Source organism: Vibrio sp. ZF 223 (genome assembly GCF_003050585.1).
GTDB lineage: Bacteria > Pseudomonadota > Gammaproteobacteria > Enterobacterales > Vibrionaceae > Vibrio > Vibrio crassostreae.
In genome coordinates this window covers 165539-181145 of sequence record NZ_PIGB01000005.1, presented here as the reverse complement: position 1 = coordinate 181145, position 15607 = coordinate 165539, and the positions used below count along the sequence as shown (strand labels likewise).

Here is a 15607-nt window from a genome sequence, read left to right as displayed (position 1 = left end):
AATTGACAACATCATTGTGTAACTGAGTAAATTATTGAGGTTTTATGGCTAAGGCAAAACGAGCTTATGTGTGTAATGACTGTGGTGCTGACTTTCCACGTTGGCAGGGGCAGTGCAACGCATGTGGTGCTTGGAACACGATTACAGAAGTTAGGTTAGCCGCTTCACCTCAAGTAGCGCGCAATGAAAGATTATCTGGTTATGCAGGTGCAGTAACAGAATCGAGCGTTCAGACATTATCTGAAATTAATCTACAAGAAGTGCCACGCTTTAGTAGTGGCTTCAAAGAGCTCGACCGCGTACTCGGTGGTGGTGTTGTCCCTGGAGCTGCGATCCTGATTGGTGGTAACCCAGGCGCGGGTAAATCAACACTATTATTGCAGACCATGTGTCAGCTCTCTTCTCAACTGCCGACTCTTTATGTAACAGGTGAAGAATCCTTACAGCAGGTTGCAATGCGTGCCTCTCGACTTGGATTACCAAAAGAGCACCTAAAGATGCTCTCTGAAACCAACGTAGATAAGATCTGTCAGGTTGCTGAAAAAGAACAGCCAAAGATCATGGTTATCGACTCCATCCAAGTTATGCACGTTGCTGATGTTCAGTCTTCACCGGGCAGTGTTGCTCAGGTTCGTGAATCGGCAACCGCATTAACGCGCTACGCAAAACAAAATAATGTTGCGGTGTTCTTGGTGGGACACGTAACTAAAGACGGCACCTTAGCCGGGCCAAAAGTGCTTGAGCACATTATTGACTGTTCTGTTCTATTGGATGGCGGAACAGATAGCCGCTTTAGAACACTGCGCAGCCACAAAAACCGTTTTGGTGCGGTCAATGAGCTTGGCGTATTTGCCATGACAGGCCAAGGACTAAAAGAAGTCAGTAACCCATCCGCAATCTTCTTGTCTCGTGGTGAAGAAGAAACCTCGGGTAGTTCGGTGATGGTTGTGTGGGAAGGCACTCGTCCATTGCTTGTTGAAATCCAAGCGCTGGTGGATTATTCCCAGCTGGCAAATCCGCGTCGTGTTGCTGTAGGCCTTGAGCAAAACAGGCTTTCATTATTATTAGCGGTGCTGCATAAACACGGCGGCTTACAAATGGCTGACCAAGATGTGTTTGTGAATGTCGTTGGTGGTGTTAAAGTAACCGAAACCAGTGCTGATCTTGCGTTGGTGATGGCTCTACTTTCAAGTTTCAGAGACCGCGCATTGCCAAAAGATGTGGTGGTATTTGGAGAAGTAGGTCTAGCGGGTGAGATTCGACCTGTACCGAGCGGACAAGAGCGTTTAAATGAAGCATTTAAACACGGCTTTAAGAAAGCAATCGTACCGGCAGCAAACATGCCTAAAGGTGGCATTCCTGGAATGCAGATCCATGGTGTGAAAAAATTATCGGAAGCAATTAATGCTTTTGATGAGTTGTAATTGAACTCACTTCAGCTACTCTATACAGCAGCAATTCAGCCTAACCTTAACGCCGATTAGGCTTTGGGTTAGCACTATAATTAACAATCATTTAGATTGTTACTACTGAGTGCCTTTTTCTATATGTTAGAAAAAGGCAAAGTTTTTTAGTCCCAAATGCATGCAAAGCTATCAGTCTTCACAGATTGTGATATACTCTGCGCGCATTTTATATCCTATTAACAGAGTAAGACAATGGCAGATTTATCGAAATACAGAAACATTGGTATTTTCGCGCACGTTGATGCGGGTAAAACAACTACCACTGAGCGTATCCTTAAGCTAACTGGTCAAATCCACAAGACTGGTGAAGTACATGATGGCGAATCAACTACTGACTTCATGGAACAGGAAGCTGAGCGCGGTATTACTATCCAATCAGCAGCTGTAAGCTGTTTCTGGAACGGTCACCGTCTAAACGTTATCGATACTCCTGGACACGTTGACTTCACAGTTGAAGTATACCGTTCTCTTAAAGTACTTGATGGCGGTATCGGTGTATTCTGTGGTTCTGGTGGTGTTGAACCTCAATCAGAAACTAACTGGCGCTACGCTAACGAATCAGAAGTATCTCGTCTGATCTTCGTTAACAAACTAGACCGTATGGGTGCAGATTTCTACAACGTTGTTGACCAAGTTAAAAACGTTCTAGGTGCTACTCCTCTAGTTATGGTTCTACCAATCGGCCGCGAAGATGAATTCGTGGGTGTTGTAGACCTTCTAAGCCGTAAAGCATACGTTTGGGATGACACTGGTCTTCCTGAAAACTACGAAATTCTAGATGTTCCTGCGGACATGGTAGATGACGTAGAGCAATACCGTGAAGAGCTAATCGAAACTGCTGTAGAGCAAGACGATGACTTAATGGAAGCTTACATGGAAGGTGAAGAGCCTTCTATCGAAGACGTTAAGCGTTGTATCCGTAAAGGTACTCGTGACCTAGCATTCTTCCCAACTTTCTGTGGTTCTGCATTCAAGAACAAGGGCGTACAAATCGTTCTTGACGCTGTTGTAGATTACCTACCTTCTCCAACTGAAGTTGATCCTCAACCTCTAATGGACGAAGCTGGCGAAGAAACTGGCGAACACGCTATCGTTTCTACAGAAGAAACTTTCAAAGCGCTTGCATTCAAAATCATGGATGACCGCTTCGGTGCTCTAACTTTCGTTCGTATTTACTCTGGTAAACTGAACAAAGGTGACACGATTCTTAACTCATTCACTGGCAAAACAGAACGTGTTGGCCGTATGGTTGAGATGCAAGCTGATGACCGTAACGAACTAACTAGCGCACAAGCTGGTGACATCATTGCGATCGTTGGTATGAAGAACGTGCAAACTGGTCACACTCTATGTGATCCTAAGCACCAAGTAACGCTTGAGCCAATGGTATTCCCAACTCCAGTAATCTCAATCGCTGTATCTCCAAAAGATAAAGGCGGTTCTGAGAAAATGGGTATCGCGATCGGTAAAATGGTTGCAGAAGATCCATCTTTCCAAGTTGAGACTGACGAAGAGACTGGCGAAACTATCCTGAAAGGTATGGGTGAACTTCACCTAGACATCAAGGTAGATATCCTTAAGCGTACATACGGCGTTGACCTAACTGTAGGTGCTCCTCAAGTTGCTTACCGTGAAACTATCACTCAAGCAATTGAAGATAGCTACACGCACAAGAAGCAATCTGGTGGTTCTGGTCAATTCGGTAAGATCGATTACCGTATCAAACCAGGCGAAGCAGGTTCTGGCTTCAAGTTCAACTCTGTAGTTGTGGGCGGTAACGTTCCTAAAGAATTCTGGCCTGCAGTTGAGAAAGGCTTCGCATCTATGATGGAAAACGGCGTACTAGCTGGCTTCCCAACTCTAGACGTTGAAGTTGAACTTTTCGATGGTGGTTTCCACGCAGTCGATTCATCTGCAATCGCATTTGAAATCGCAGCGAAAGGCGCATTCCGTCAATCTATGCCTAAAGCTGGCGCGCAACTTCTTGAGCCTATCATGAACGTTGACGTGTTCACTCCAGACGATCACGTTGGTGATGTTATCGGTGACCTTAACCGTCGTCGTGGTATGATCAAAGATCAACAAGCTGGCGTAACTGGTGTTCGTATTAAAGCTGACGTACCTCTTTCTGAGATGTTCGGCTACATCGGTCACCTACGTACTATCACTTCTGGTCGTGGCCAATTCTCTATGGAATTCGCACAATACGCACCATGTCCAACTAACGTTGCTGACGAAGTGATTGCAAAAGTTAAAGCAGAAAAAGAAGCTGGTAAGTAATTAGCCCTTTTCTCAAGTAACTAAAAAAGCCCTGCAAGTGAAAGCTTGCGGGGCTTTTTATTGCTTGTAACATACTGCGAGAGATGCGAGAGATGCGAGAGATGCGAGAGATGCGAGAGATGCGAGAGATGCGAGAGATGCGAGAGATGCGAGAGATGCGAGATGTGATATGGTCCCTAAAAAGTAGACACAGGGGTTGTCCCGTATTTAATCAACACGGGACTGATAAAGCAGGGAGAGACTAACGCTTTAAGTCGATGTAAATCTGCTCTACCTTGGTGCGAGCCCAATCTGTTTTACGCAAAAATTTTAAGCTCGATTTAATGCTCGGGTCTTTTTTAAAGCAGTTGATGTTCACCATGTAACTCAACTCTTCCCAGCCGTAATGTTCAACCAATTCAGTCAGTAGCTTCTGCAGAGTGATACCGTGAAGTGGATTATTGTCTTGTGTCATGAGATGTTCTCGCCATTTATTTGAGCTAAGTATACCAGTTTCGCTTTATGAATTATCCGACCATTTTAGTTCGTAATCGGTGTGGATAATCGAAAGCTCTTCTCTACCTGTATTACCAAATAATCTAACCTGAGCCTGCATCCATTCTTCGAAACGTTTTATCTTTTCTCGATGAAAGTAACCTGGAGGCGCACATAAAAAGTAATTGTATTTAGGCTTCAGTGCGATGTTACCGATTCGGACGAGTTTCTTTTCCTGCAAGTAGCGATACACCAAGCTGTGCTTAACCAAGGCTACGCCTTGAACGGATAATGCACCTTCTAAAACAAAATGTGAGCCGTCAAATTGCAGTGACGAACGACCTGCCTTCGCCCCTGCAACGTCTAACCATAGATTCCAATCCATATCAGGCCAACGGTCTTCAATCAATTCTGCTTTATGCAGATCGTCGATGTCATAAATACCATGTTTCTCTTGATAAATTGGGTGACAAACTGGGTACACCACCTCGTCCATTAACCAACGAGACTCAATATTTGCGTAGTTACCGTGACCGTAGCGAACACAAATATCGACATTGGAATCCTCAAAGGTGACCAGTTTGTTGGTCGGTTCTATCAACATAGATAAATCTGGATGGCGATCGCGGAAGTCGCCAATTCTGGGTACGAGCCAATGCTGAGCAAAGGAAGGCACGGTAGAGATCGACAGCTGAGTAGGGTTAGGATCTTGGTTGATTCGTCTCACCCCATCTTGAATATGAGCAAAGCCTTTCTTCGCTTGCAGGTACAGTACTTCGCCTTCATGGGTTAATACTATTTTTCGGTGCTGGCGAATAAAGAGGTCAGCTCCTAACCATTCCTCAAGTTGACGAATTTGTTGACTCACCGCGGCAGCAGTAACAAATAGCTTTTCTGCTGCGAGCTTAAAACTGCCAGTTTCAGCTGCAGTATAAAAATAGTAGATCCCTTGGAATGGTGGAGTTCGCTCTCTCACATTAGTTTTCCTTAACTGAATGCCAGTATCTATCGTTTGTCGATGTTGCTCTGTTGGTCGATTATTGACCATAACAAAGCAAAAGATCAACAGGAGAAAGGGTATGAATACGATCACAGTAACAGCAAATACCAACCATTCACTTTTGTCATCGTTATCAACTAAGAAATTCTATTCTAAATTGAGACTGTATATTCGGAATCGTAGAACCAGAAAGCAGTTGTCTGAGCTTCCCGACTATTTATTGAGAGATATCGGGGTTACTTCAGAGCAAGTCGAGAAAGAACTGAAGAAGTCATTTTGGGAGTGATTCAGGGCAGCGTAGCTTTTAACTCAACGTTGCTTTTGCTCAACATAGTTTTGTCGGTGTCGGGAGGTTTACGTTACAGTTCTATGTTGAGTTAAGCTTGTTGCTTATTTAAGCTCATTGCTTATTTGAGGAATCGATAGTTGAGAGCTAATTCTCCAATAGCTCGTTTACTTCTTCGTGTAACCAATTGGTGAACGCTGTAATACGCTCTTTTCTCGGGGAGTTGGGGTCAAAACATAGGTTTACTTGAACACCAGGCGTCATGCCTATATCAAAGGGTTTTACTAGCAAGCCGCGTTCGATGAAGTCACCAGCCAAGCTGTCCGTTGCTAGGCAAACGCCATGTCCCGCCATGACTGTGGTTAGCCCCATATCAAATGTACCGACTTCCATCCATTGAATGGTGCTGCTTTGGGTAGATATGTTTGCTTGTCTAAACCATTCCTCCCAAGGGAAACAACCGCTATCAAACTGAATCAGCCAACACTTGAGGAGTTGTTCTGGTGATGTGAATTTCAGAGATTTTGCTAACTCGGGGGAGCAAAAAGGGTAGATAGGCTCGTTAATTAGCATCTTAAGAGTCAAGCCTTCTTCCACATATAAGTCTTCACCTTGTCGAATAGCTACATCAATCTCGCCATGCTTTAAATTTGGTGTGTCGCAGCCTGTTAGCACCTTGATCGGGATCTCTGGATGCTTCACTGAGAACTTCCAAAGCCTAGGTAGCAACCAACGCGTCGCAAAAGAGGGTGGACTTCTAACAACAAGTAGCCCTTGAATGGGTTCAGACTGGATCTTGTTCAATCCCAGTATCACCTCTTGAAATCCATCAGATACATGTTTAAAAAGCGTGTGTCCTTCGTGTGTCAAAGTCATTGCTCGCCCCTTACGAATAAAGAGCTTACATCCAACCTGCTGTTCTAACTGTCGAATCTTCTGGCTGACGGCAGCTTGACTGACGAACAGCTCTTCAGCAGCTTTGCTGTAACTGCTTAAGCGAGCCGCAACTTCAAAGTAACGGAGACCTGAAAGGTAGCGCAGTCTATTGTCCATAATCTCAGCTTATAGTTCTTGTTAATAATGGTTGTTCGCTTATCGAACAGGTAGTTTCCATAATAGCGACAAATAAACAGGGAATACAAGAGAGAGAAAATGAAAGCAATAACCTGTTGGGTTGGCAGATTTGTTACTCAGGCACTTAAAACTATTGATAAAAATAAGATGAGGAAGGTGACTAAATCGAGACAAATTATTTGCTCGGAATCGCTAAGTAGCCGAATGAGAGATGATATCGGTTTGGATAATGAGAGTAGTGATGCTGCGGATTATACTAAGTACTTATAATTTGAGCTTACAAAAAAGGAGCCGTAATGGCTCCCTCTCGGTTTTGATTATTCTTCCCAAACCACCAATTTATCTTTTGGCCAGTTATGTCCGATTTCATGGTATTTCTGCTCAAGAATATGTCGCTTGATTTTGAGAGTAGGGGTTAACACGCCATTCTCAATGCTCCATGGTTCCTTAATCATCAGTACACCCTTGATCTTCTCATGTGAGCCGAGCTGCTCGTTCATTTTCTCGATAACGCGCTTTGTCGTTCTCTCATAACGAGCTCGGTCAAAGTTAGGGAAGTCATGCGGTACCACCAGTAGGATTGGGCCTGGTAGACCAAGACCTATCAAACACATCATTTCTACGCGGCTGTACTCAAAGAGTTTATTTTCGATAGGCACAGGAGCAACGAACTTACCTTTAGCGGTTTTAAAGGTATCTTTCTTACGTCCACGAATCGTTAGGTAGCCTTCGCTGTCGATATCACCAATATCACCGGTATGCAGCCAACCTTCTGAGTTAAAAGACTCTTGGGTTGCAATGTCATTCTTGTAGTAACCAGAGAATAGGCCTTTGCCTCGAACCAAGATCTCTTCGTCTTCTGCAATCTTAAGTTCGATTCCTGGGCCTGCATTGCCAACCGTACCAATTTTATCGGCTCTGAATGGATAGTTGAGCGTGCTATAGGCGAAAGATTCTGTCATGCCCCATGCCTCGGTAATGTGCAAGCCAACACTCTCATACCATGCCAGTAGAGCGGGTGATACCGGAGCTGAACCACATCCAAGAACACGAGCTTGATCTAATCCTAAACCGTCAGCCAGCTTCTTCTTAATGATGTTGTTGATAAACGGAATCTTAAGTAAGAAGTTCAGTTTCTTCTGCGGCAATTTGTCTTGGATTCGCTGCTGGAACAGCGTCCATAAACGAGGAACTGAAATAAACAGAGTAGGACGATGCATTTTCACATCATCAATAAACGTGTCTAAAGACTCAGGGAAAGCCGTGACCACGCCACCCATGACTGAAGAACCAAAGATGTAAACGCGTTCTGTAATATGAGCAAGTGGTAGGTAAGAAAACAGGCGATCGCCGGGTTGGATACCAATATGGTCGATCAGTCTTTGAACTGACCATGTAAAGGCGCCGTATGTAAGCATTGCCCCTTTTGGTAATCCAGAGGTGCCGGATGTATACACTAATGACATTAGCTTGTCGTCGTGATGTTGGGGACGTTTGGTGGATGGTTCATGCGTATCGATCAGCTGTTCAAATGTGTGTTGGCATTTGGCAGCCGTATCGTATGGTAGAGAGATGCTGATCAAGTTCGGATTGTCATCCAATACCTTTTGGGTAGCAGCCGGATCATCTAGCTTACCTGCAATCACTATTTTACTTTCACTGTGCTCAATACAGTATTGGATGGTGTCTGCACCAGCTGTTGGAAAGATTGGGACGCTGACAAAATCTCCTAACATCATGGCAAGGTCGCAGATGAACCACTCTGCACAGTTTTTCGATACGAGAGCGACTCGATCGCCAGGTTTGGCTCCGAGTCCTTCTAATGCTGACGCCAATTTCAGTGCTTTGTCGGCTACTTCTTTATAAGTAAATTCGACAAATTGGCGGTTAATAATCTGTTTCAAATAGACTTCATCTGGGCGTTCTTCTGCCCATTTTAAAATCATGTCATTGGGTGTAGGGAGAGCTGTTGCTTGTTCTTGGCTAAACTCGTTAGGCTGAATCATTGTCTAACTCCATGTTTTTCGCTAAGTTATTTTTGGTTATTTTTGTTAAAATCATGTTAAATGTACCATGATTTTTTCTTTTAGGGAGTAAAATTAGCGTTTTCTGTTATCTGTGCAGGCACGTCTGTAGCTTGCAGGGGTTACGCCCGTCCTTTTCTTAAAAATTCTTGAAAAATACGACACATCCTTGTAGCCACATTGATAAGAAATTACAGCTATTTTTGATTCGGTATCCGCCTCAATCAACTTTTTGGCTAACAGGATTCGTTTATCGCACACAAAGTCTCTAAAGCTTACTCCAAAGTGTAGATGAAACTTTTTAGAAAAGTAGGTTGCTGAACAGTGACATTTTTCAGCTATGTCCGTTTCTCTTATTTCCTTGTTAATGTTATCCATAACAAAGTTAACAACTTCAGAAGTAAACTGTTTGGTCGGCTCCTGGTTGTTGCTATTCATGTCTCTATCGAGATCGAAGTGTGCTTCAAAGATATGTTGGGTTTTATGCTTTAGTTCTTCGAATGAACTGGTCAGATGATTACTGCTTGTTTCAATAATGAAGAATACATTCTTATGATTTCGAACGTTATTAGGTATCTGACCTGTACAAATAATAACAATTCGCTTGTTCAAGTTTTCACAAATAGATAGTGCCATTGTAAGTAGTTGAAGTTCATCCGTTTTATTCAATATAAAAAATACTAACCTTACATCTAAGTGACTGATTATAGATATGTCCTGTTTATAGTTATTAATGACGAAGTAACGACTAATTTTATTGATAATAATTGAATTAAATTCGCTATCTATATCTGACAGTAAGGGGGTAATTATCTTCATTGGTATTAAACTAGTATCATAATTAAATAAAGTTCAAGGTGAACCTGTGATTGTTCGTTTATTTAATTAGATTAGAAGTACGACAAGAAAGTGCAAGTAAATGGCAAGAAAATCCTAACCTAATATATCTCTCACCTCTAGATTTAGTTTACAGGTAAACAAAGCCTGATACGTAAATCAAGGAGAGGTTCTCATGGATAAGTTTTTGAATAATTGTAAAGAATTCATGAAAGATGAAGAAGGGTTGACTGTAATCGAGTATGTAATCGGTGCAGCTTTATTGGTATTAGGTTTAACAACCGTATTTTCTGGTTTAGGGGCTACACTCGCAGCGAAACTGAACAGTATTGTTAATGATCTATGATCGGTTAGGAGTGAGACAGCAAAGAGGGCTTACTTCGGTTGCCTACATTGTCGCTGCTGCGTTACTTGTCATTGCTATAGGATTGGTTTTTTCTGGGATGGCAACAGCCTTACTTAGCAAAATCCAGAGCATTTTTTCGAGTGTATGAATTGAATATATGATTAATGAGCCTTCAGTTTTTTGGGCGTTGCTAATTGCAGTTTCGGTATACGATGTTGAGAAACATCGTATACCAAACAAAATATTGATACTGTTTTTGTTTGTGTACTTTTTATCAATGTTTAACCGCAATTACACCTTTGATGTTTTTTTAATGTCCTTAGTTGGATTCGTGGTGTTTTTTTGTTTTGGATTACTCTTATATTTTTTAAGAGCTATGTCTGCAGGAGATGTAAAGCTATTAGGTATTGTAGGGATGTATCTTGGGTGGGGACAATTACTTGATGCATCGTACTTTATCTTACTTTCTGCTGGAGTGATCGGGACTTTCTACTTGCTATATAACTTTTCCAACTCGAACAGTCTTAGTATCAAAGGCTATTTTGAAAATAAGCTAATTGTGCTTGGTGGAGTAGCACCAGTATTAAATGAAAGTACTAGTTTGCACGCTAGGTATTCAAATAAGGTGACGATGCCTTTTGCACCCTCTGTTGTCATGGGATTAGCGATGTATAGCTACTTTACTTAAACCTGTTGTTGGTTAGCTTTGTGGAGAGGAATAATATATGGATATTATAGGGCGTACTGCTCCAACAACTTTGAAGCCTCAAATTTCAGCCCCGGCCGTTCCTACATCTATTGATATGTTGGGTGTTCCTGAAGTCGTTATTGAAAACCTCGTACTCAAGCATTTGTCTGCTTACCCTAAGTCGGATGTGTTAGAACTCTCTAATTATATGTGTGTTGTCACTCATATTGTGGAAAGTGCTCTGGCCGTTTTAAGGAAGAAGTCGTTAATTGAGGTATTTCAGCCTACCTCAGATCTTTCTCTATCATCTGTATCCCATAGTCATGTCCGTTACTCCCTTTCTGAGAAAGGGCTGGAAGAAGCTGATCTTGCCTTTAAACGTGATGCTTATTTAGGCCCCGCACCTGTTTCACTTACCCAATATAGTGATGTAGTAAAGCAGCAAGACCTGAGAGCAGAGCTAGTGACTCGGCCACATGTCGAAGCAGCACTGGATGATGTATATGGTGTCGATAAAATGATTTCAGTGCTAGGGCCTGCAATCAATTCTGGACGTGCTTTGTTGTTATATGGGCACGCTGGTACTGGTAAAACATTTGTCGCGAGCCGTATTGTGAATGCTTTGCACACCTCTGTATTTATTCCTTATGCAGTCTATGCATTAGGTAACATTATCAAGGTGTTCTCGGCGCAACATCATAAACCGTTGGATAGTAACGGCAGCGATCAAAGCATTTCCCTCAAAGATCAGTACGACAAGCGTTGGCTTAATTGTGAAAGGCCAAATATCCAAGTTGGGGGTGAACTGACAATGGATATGCTTGAAGTTAATCATTCAGAAAATAGTCGAGTTTGGTTAGCACCAGTTCAAATGATGGCAAATAATGGGATTTTTGTCATTGATGATCTTGGTCGTCAGCCCATGCCGGTGGATGCGCTTCTTAACCGTTGGATTGTACCGATGGAGTACTCATTCGACTATTTGTCGCTGCCTAATGGTCAGCAGATAACGATGCCATTTGTATTAACCCTTGCCTTTTCTACCAATCTAAACCCCAAGAAAATAAGCGATCCTGCCTTTTTACGTCGTTTAGGTTACAAGATTGAATTCAAGCCACTTAATCAGCGAGATTATGAAGCTTTATGGATGAGCGTCGTTGCTGATAAAGAGGTCGAGCTTCAAGACGGATTTTTTGAGCGTTTGTCTCAAATGCACACGCTGCTTAAGGTGCCACTTTTCCCATGTTTACCGAAAGATCTCGTTGGTATAAGCAAAGATATTCTTTCGTTTGAGCAGCTACCACCTGTTATCACATTCGATATTCTTTCCATGGCATGGGAAGTTTATTTTACCTCTGATGGACACGAGGAAGAGAATAATGAATAAGAGTCAAGTTTTCCTACTGTTTTTACTGTCCGTAGTATTCGGCTTAGCGGCTGTATTTTTTGCTAAGCAGTGGATGGATGATCAAGTTCAGCCAACCGTTGAAGTTGAAACGGTCGAGCGTCACCCCGTTGTTGTCGCATCACAAGAAATTGAAGCCGGAACTATTATCGAGGAGCAGTTTTTAACCACCAGATTGATGGAGGTTGATTGGATTAATGAAAATAACTATTCGGATAAAGCAGAGCTGATTGGCAAGGTTGTTGCGAATACCGTCTATGCGGGAGAGGTGCTTCACAAGTTACGATTTACTGTACCAGGAGAAGGGTCAACGCTTGCAGCTCTTATCCCTGAAAATAAACGTGCGGTAACGATACGTGTTGATGATGTTATTGGTGTGGCGGGTTTCTTACTACCGGGTAACAAGGTTGATATTCTCAATACCGTTTCTTACGGAAAAAATTCTGCAGCGACTCAAACAGTATTAAAAGACATTAAGGTTTTGGCTGTCGACCAAACGGCTAAAACGAAAGAAAACAGTCCGATTATTGTACGAGCGGTAACACTTGAGATGACGCCGAAAGAGGCAGAGAAACTTCTCACGGCTAAAAGCAAAGGCGATATTCAGCTGACTTTGAGAAACCCACATGAAGTTGAGAAAAAAGTGGTTCGTCGATATGTGCCTAGACCAAGTGTCACCATTATCAAAGGTACAGAAACATCTAATGTGCGCGTCAAGGATTGAGGTGAAATATGAGAATATTAATTGCGTGTGTTTTGAGCCTGATTTGTATTTCGACGGCCAGTGTTGCGGCGTTACAAACGGGAAAAACAGTCACGGTTCCACATCATAAATCTACGCATGTCGTGCTGTCGGGAAAAGCGGCGAAGGTTTCTCTTGGTGATCCTGAAGTTTTAGATATTGTAATTTTAAAATCAAATGAAGTGTTTTTAATTGGTAAAAAATTAGGTGCGACAAACCTAATGGCTTGGGATTCTCGAGGTCGGTTGATTGAGTCTATTAACATTGAGGTTACTCATGATCTTAATAGCCTTAAAGCTAAATTATATGAGTTCCTTCCTGATGAAACTATCGAAGTGCACAGTGCGCAGAACCGTCTATTATTGAGCGGTCAGGTCAGCAACCAACAACAAATGAATGTGGCGATGCGAATCGCAGAAACCTATTCGTCAGGGCAGGCTGCTGACGCATCAAAAGAAAGCGGAAGTGAACAAGCTGCAGCGACAGGTGTTATTAATTTAATGTCGATCGGAGGGGCTCAGCAGGTCATGTTAGAGGTGACGGTTGCTGAGGTTCAAAGAAGCTTGGTAAGAAAGTTTGATGCGAACTTCCATTTCTTCCAAACCAGTGGGTCTGACTTTTCTTGGGGGGCGTCTTCAGTCCCTGCCGGAGTGTTAGGTGCAACCCCAATTTTCAATATTCCTACCTCTACCGATTACGGCATTTTAGGTTCTTTCATTGATAGCAATACATTGTTTACTTTCGCATTGGACGTAGCAAAACAAAATGGTGTGGCAAAAGTCTTGGCTGAACCGAACTTAACCGCGCTAAGCGGTTCAAAGGCTGAGTTTTTAGCGGGGGGAGAATTTCCCATTCCGGTGCCTGACGAAGATGGTATTACCATTGAATATAAAGAATATGGTGTGGGTTTAAAGTTCATCCCAACGGTACTGAGTGACAAAAAAATCAACCTAAACTTAGCGGTTGATGTGAGTGAGATTGCCAATAGTAGCTCGTTAACGATTGATCCTGGTACCACCAATGCGACTTACTTTATCCCTCCAATTACCCGAAGAAGTGCATCGTCGACGCTTGAGTTAGCCGACGGTCAAACCATCGGTATTGCGGGGTTGTTGAGTGAGAATGTTAGGGACATCAGTAACAAGATGCCAGGCTTTGGCGATGTGCCGATTTTAGGTCAGCTTTTCAATAGCCAAGAGTATGTATCTGGTGAAACAGAGCTCGTTATTCTTGTTACTCCTCGACTCGCTAAACCTATTGACCGAACGAAAGTAACGTTACCAACGGATGCCTTTGTTGATCCTAATGATTTGGAATATTACTTGTTAGGCCGAAGCGCTTACATCGCTGAACCGTCTGAATCTGATTCAGAACAATCTCAAGCTTCACAGGATATATCACCGACCGATGGTGGTAGCGAAGGCTCATTTGGCCATGATTTATAAGGGGATAGATATGACTAAAATAATGATGATCTTTCTCGCAATGTTATTGGTTGGCTGTGCGAACGATGCTCGTTTAGGGCATTCGGTAGCACTAGTGAAAACAGAGCAAACGTATAACCCTAATGCGACCCAAGAGAATTTACTCGAAGTACCTGATGGTACAGGGGAGCGGATGCAGACTGGTTACGACAGATATGTTGGCAGAGGTGAAAATGATCTGTCCGGAAGTAGTAGCCAGATCTTAGAAGATTTTAACTAAATCTGGAGGTACTCATATGTTGTATCGAGTATCACAAAGCCCTAAAAAACAACAAGGCTTAGTTGCGGTGATGATTACTGCTGCTTTGCTGGTTTTTCTAGCTGTCTCAGCGCTAGCTATAGACATAAATCATATGGTTGTAAATAAAACGCGCTTACAAAACGCAGTCGATTCTGCAGCGTTGGCTGCCGCAACCATATTAGACAATAGTAAAGATAAAGATGCTGTAGACGCAGAAGTGGGTACGGCACTCAATGCCATGGCGGCTTCAACTGGGAATCAAGAAATTGATTTCTCTACTGCTTCTATAAACATTGATTATTCTAATGATCCACAGGACTTTACTGGCAGTGCAACTTTTGGTGCAAATAATGATGTTTATGTGCGTGTTCGCGTAGATGCACTAGAGATGGATGAATTCTTTATTCAACTGTTTGGCCTTGAAAAAGTGGTATCGGCAAGTGCTGTTGCAGGGCCGAGTTCAGGCCTAGCTTATAATAATGTTGTACCCATTGGAGTGTGTATTGGTGATGGTACTTCTGATAATGATGTTAATGAAGATGGTTATCATGACGAAACCGGTGAAGAGATAACCAATGTGTTCGGTTATGAAGTTGGAACCGTTCACGCCTTGAAGGTTGGAGACAGTAGCCTATCTGAAATGGGTAATGGTAATTATCACCTGCTGGACTTTGGTTCTGGTGGTAACACAATCAAAGAAGGCTTAGGTGGTAGTTATGATCAGCCAGTTAAAATTGGTGAAGATATCACAACCAAACCTGGCGGCACGGTTGGTCCAACAGGCGATGGCTTAAATACTCGTTTTGGTGATTATGGCGGTGGATTATCGGCATCTGATTACCCTTCAGATTATGTGACCACAGAACCTACCAATGAAATAACGATTGATGCCAATACCGGAGAGATCACTTTCGATGATAGCTACGATTACGCTCAATATAAGTTAGATACCAATGCCTGTATAGCAAGTGGCGGTGCTGGGTGCGCATCTAATGGTGTTGCTTGGCGTCGTATTTTACCTATACCTATGGTGGACTGCTCGGGTAAAAGTGGCGGCTCTACCGACTTTACAGTGAATAAAATTGGCTGCTTTTTCTTGTTGCAAAAAGCACCAACGAACAACTCAGGTACACCCGCCGTTTTTGGTGAGTTTATACATTCTTGCAGTGTTACTGGTGGCTCTAGTAGTAATCAGTCGACAACCGAAGGGGCTTACAGGATTGTTTTGTATAAGGATCCTGATAGCGGGGAGTCGTAATT

Annotated in this window: 15 protein-coding genes; 10 read left to right on the top strand and 5 right to left on the bottom strand. The window is 42.8% G+C overall.

Going from position 1 to position 15607, the window contains the following annotated elements:
* Window positions 1–44 precede the first annotated feature (44 nt).
* Window positions 45–1424, top strand: a complete 1380-nt coding sequence (radA, locus tag CWO13_RS12415) for a DNA repair protein RadA (protein ID WP_017058826.1) — start codon at window positions 45–47, stop codon at window positions 1422–1424.
* 234 nt (window positions 1425–1658) lie between these two features.
* On the top strand, window positions 1659–3746 hold the full coding sequence (fusA, locus tag CWO13_RS12410; protein ID WP_050633924.1) for an elongation factor G: 2088 nt from the start codon (window positions 1659–1661) through the stop codon (window positions 3744–3746).
* 241 nt (window positions 3747–3987) lie between these two features.
* On the opposite strand, the gene CWO13_RS12405 is transcribed toward fusA, so the two are convergent.
* Window positions 3988–4200: a VF530 family DNA-binding protein gene (locus tag CWO13_RS12405; RefSeq protein ID WP_012604684.1), complete on the bottom strand. Its 213-nt coding sequence runs from the start codon at window positions 4198–4200 to the stop codon at window positions 3988–3990.
* Window positions 4201–4245: 45 nt separating this feature from the next.
* The gene (locus CWO13_RS12400; RefSeq protein ID WP_102432824.1) at window positions 4246–5196 is read right to left on the bottom strand and encodes a LysR substrate-binding domain-containing protein; all 951 of its coding nucleotides are present in this window, start codon (window positions 5194–5196) and stop codon (window positions 4246–4248) included.
* A 103-nt stretch (window positions 5197–5299) separates the two neighbouring features.
* Between CWO13_RS12400 and CWO13_RS12395 the strand changes: the two genes are divergently transcribed.
* Window positions 5300–5506, top strand: coding sequence for a DUF1127 domain-containing protein (locus CWO13_RS12395; protein WP_102432823.1), 207 nt, complete (start codon window positions 5300–5302; stop codon window positions 5504–5506).
* A gap of 147 nt (window positions 5507–5653) precedes the next feature.
* Here CWO13_RS12395 and CWO13_RS12390 read toward each other — a convergent pair whose 3' ends face one another.
* From CWO13_RS12390 to CWO13_RS12375, 3 genes are all read right to left on the bottom strand, one after another.
* Window positions 5654–6559: a LysR substrate-binding domain-containing protein gene (locus CWO13_RS12390; RefSeq protein WP_102432822.1), complete on the bottom strand. Its 906-nt coding sequence runs from the start codon at window positions 6557–6559 to the stop codon at window positions 5654–5656.
* Window positions 6560–6897: 338 nt separating this feature from the next.
* On the bottom strand, window positions 6898–8586 hold the full coding sequence (locus tag CWO13_RS12380; protein WP_102432820.1) for an AMP-binding protein: 1689 nt from the start codon (window positions 8584–8586) through the stop codon (window positions 6898–6900).
* Between the two features lie 93 nt (window positions 8587–8679).
* Complete coding sequence (locus tag CWO13_RS12375) at window positions 8680–9423, bottom strand: helix-turn-helix domain-containing protein (protein WP_102432819.1); 744 nt, start codon at window positions 9421–9423, stop codon at window positions 8680–8682.
* A gap of 193 nt (window positions 9424–9616) precedes the next feature.
* Between CWO13_RS12375 and CWO13_RS12370 the strand changes: the two genes are divergently transcribed.
* The 7 genes from CWO13_RS12370 (at window position 9617) to CWO13_RS12340 (ending at window position 15605) form a co-directional block, all read left to right on the top strand.
* On the top strand, window positions 9617–9787 hold the full coding sequence (locus CWO13_RS12370; protein ID WP_108083032.1) for a Flp family type IVb pilin: 171 nt from the start codon (window positions 9617–9619) through the stop codon (window positions 9785–9787).
* Window positions 9788–9944: 157 nt separating this feature from the next.
* Window positions 9945–10475: an A24 family peptidase gene (locus tag CWO13_RS12365; protein ID WP_107898699.1), complete on the top strand. Its 531-nt coding sequence runs from the start codon at window positions 9945–9947 to the stop codon at window positions 10473–10475.
* A 37-nt stretch (window positions 10476–10512) separates the two neighbouring features.
* The gene (locus CWO13_RS12360) at window positions 10513–11862 is read left to right on the top strand and encodes an ATPase AAA (RefSeq protein WP_048658135.1); all 1350 of its coding nucleotides are present in this window, start codon (window positions 10513–10515) and stop codon (window positions 11860–11862) included.
* Window positions 11855–12604, top strand: a complete 750-nt coding sequence (gene cpaB, locus CWO13_RS12355) for a Flp pilus assembly protein CpaB (protein ID WP_048658134.1) — start codon at window positions 11855–11857, stop codon at window positions 12602–12604. The genes CWO13_RS12360 and cpaB overlap by 8 nt, the downstream gene beginning before the upstream one ends.
* A gap of 8 nt (window positions 12605–12612) precedes the next feature.
* Window positions 12613–14067: a type II and III secretion system protein family protein gene (locus CWO13_RS12350; protein WP_048605622.1), complete on the top strand. Its 1455-nt coding sequence runs from the start codon at window positions 12613–12615 to the stop codon at window positions 14065–14067.
* The gene (locus tag CWO13_RS12345; protein WP_170960817.1) at window positions 14030–14326 is read left to right on the top strand and encodes a hypothetical protein; all 297 of its coding nucleotides are present in this window, start codon (window positions 14030–14032) and stop codon (window positions 14324–14326) included. Before CWO13_RS12350 ends, CWO13_RS12345 begins: the two co-directional genes overlap by 38 nt.
* Window positions 14327–14342: 16 nt before the next feature.
* Complete coding sequence (locus CWO13_RS12340; protein WP_107898698.1) at window positions 14343–15605, top strand: pilus assembly protein TadG-related protein; 1263 nt, start codon at window positions 14343–14345, stop codon at window positions 15603–15605.
* Window positions 15606–15607: the final 2 nt, after the last annotated feature.

Bases quoted from the DNA above. Each gene is read 5' to 3' on its own strand.
- CWO13_RS12350 (WP_048605622.1), top strand. From the start codon at position 12,613: ATGAGAATATTAATTGCGTGTGTTTTGAGCCTGATTTGTATTTCGACG.
- CWO13_RS12375 (WP_102432819.1), bottom strand. From the start codon at position 9,423: ATGAAGATAATTACCCCCTTACTGTCAGATATAGATAGCGAATTTAAT.
- cpaB (WP_048658134.1), top strand. From the start codon at position 11,855: ATGAATAAGAGTCAAGTTTTCCTACTGTTTTTACTGTCCGTAGTATTC.
- CWO13_RS12365 (WP_107898699.1), top strand. From the start codon at position 9,945: ATGATTAATGAGCCTTCAGTTTTTTGGGCGTTGCTAATTGCAGTTTCG.
- CWO13_RS12405 (WP_012604684.1), bottom strand. From the start codon at position 4,200: ATGACACAAGACAATAATCCACTTCACGGTATCACTCTGCAGAAGCTA.
- CWO13_RS12370 (WP_108083032.1), top strand. From the start codon at position 9,617: ATGGATAAGTTTTTGAATAATTGTAAAGAATTCATGAAAGATGAAGAA.
- CWO13_RS12360 (WP_048658135.1), top strand. From the start codon at position 10,513: ATGGATATTATAGGGCGTACTGCTCCAACAACTTTGAAGCCTCAAATT.
- CWO13_RS12340 (WP_107898698.1), top strand. From the start codon at position 14,343: ATGTTGTATCGAGTATCACAAAGCCCTAAAAAACAACAAGGCTTAGTT.
- CWO13_RS12390 (WP_102432822.1), bottom strand. From the start codon at position 6,559: ATGGACAATAGACTGCGCTACCTTTCAGGTCTCCGTTACTTTGAAGTT.
- CWO13_RS12395 (WP_102432823.1), top strand. From the start codon at position 5,300: ATGAATACGATCACAGTAACAGCAAATACCAACCATTCACTTTTGTCA.
- CWO13_RS12380 (WP_102432820.1), bottom strand. From the start codon at position 8,586: ATGATTCAGCCTAACGAGTTTAGCCAAGAACAAGCAACAGCTCTCCCT.
- radA (WP_017058826.1), top strand. From the start codon at position 45: ATGGCTAAGGCAAAACGAGCTTATGTGTGTAATGACTGTGGTGCTGAC.
- fusA (WP_050633924.1), top strand. From the start codon at position 1,659: ATGGCAGATTTATCGAAATACAGAAACATTGGTATTTTCGCGCACGTT.
- CWO13_RS12345 (WP_170960817.1), top strand. From the start codon at position 14,030: ATGGTGGTAGCGAAGGCTCATTTGGCCATGATTTATAAGGGGATAGAT.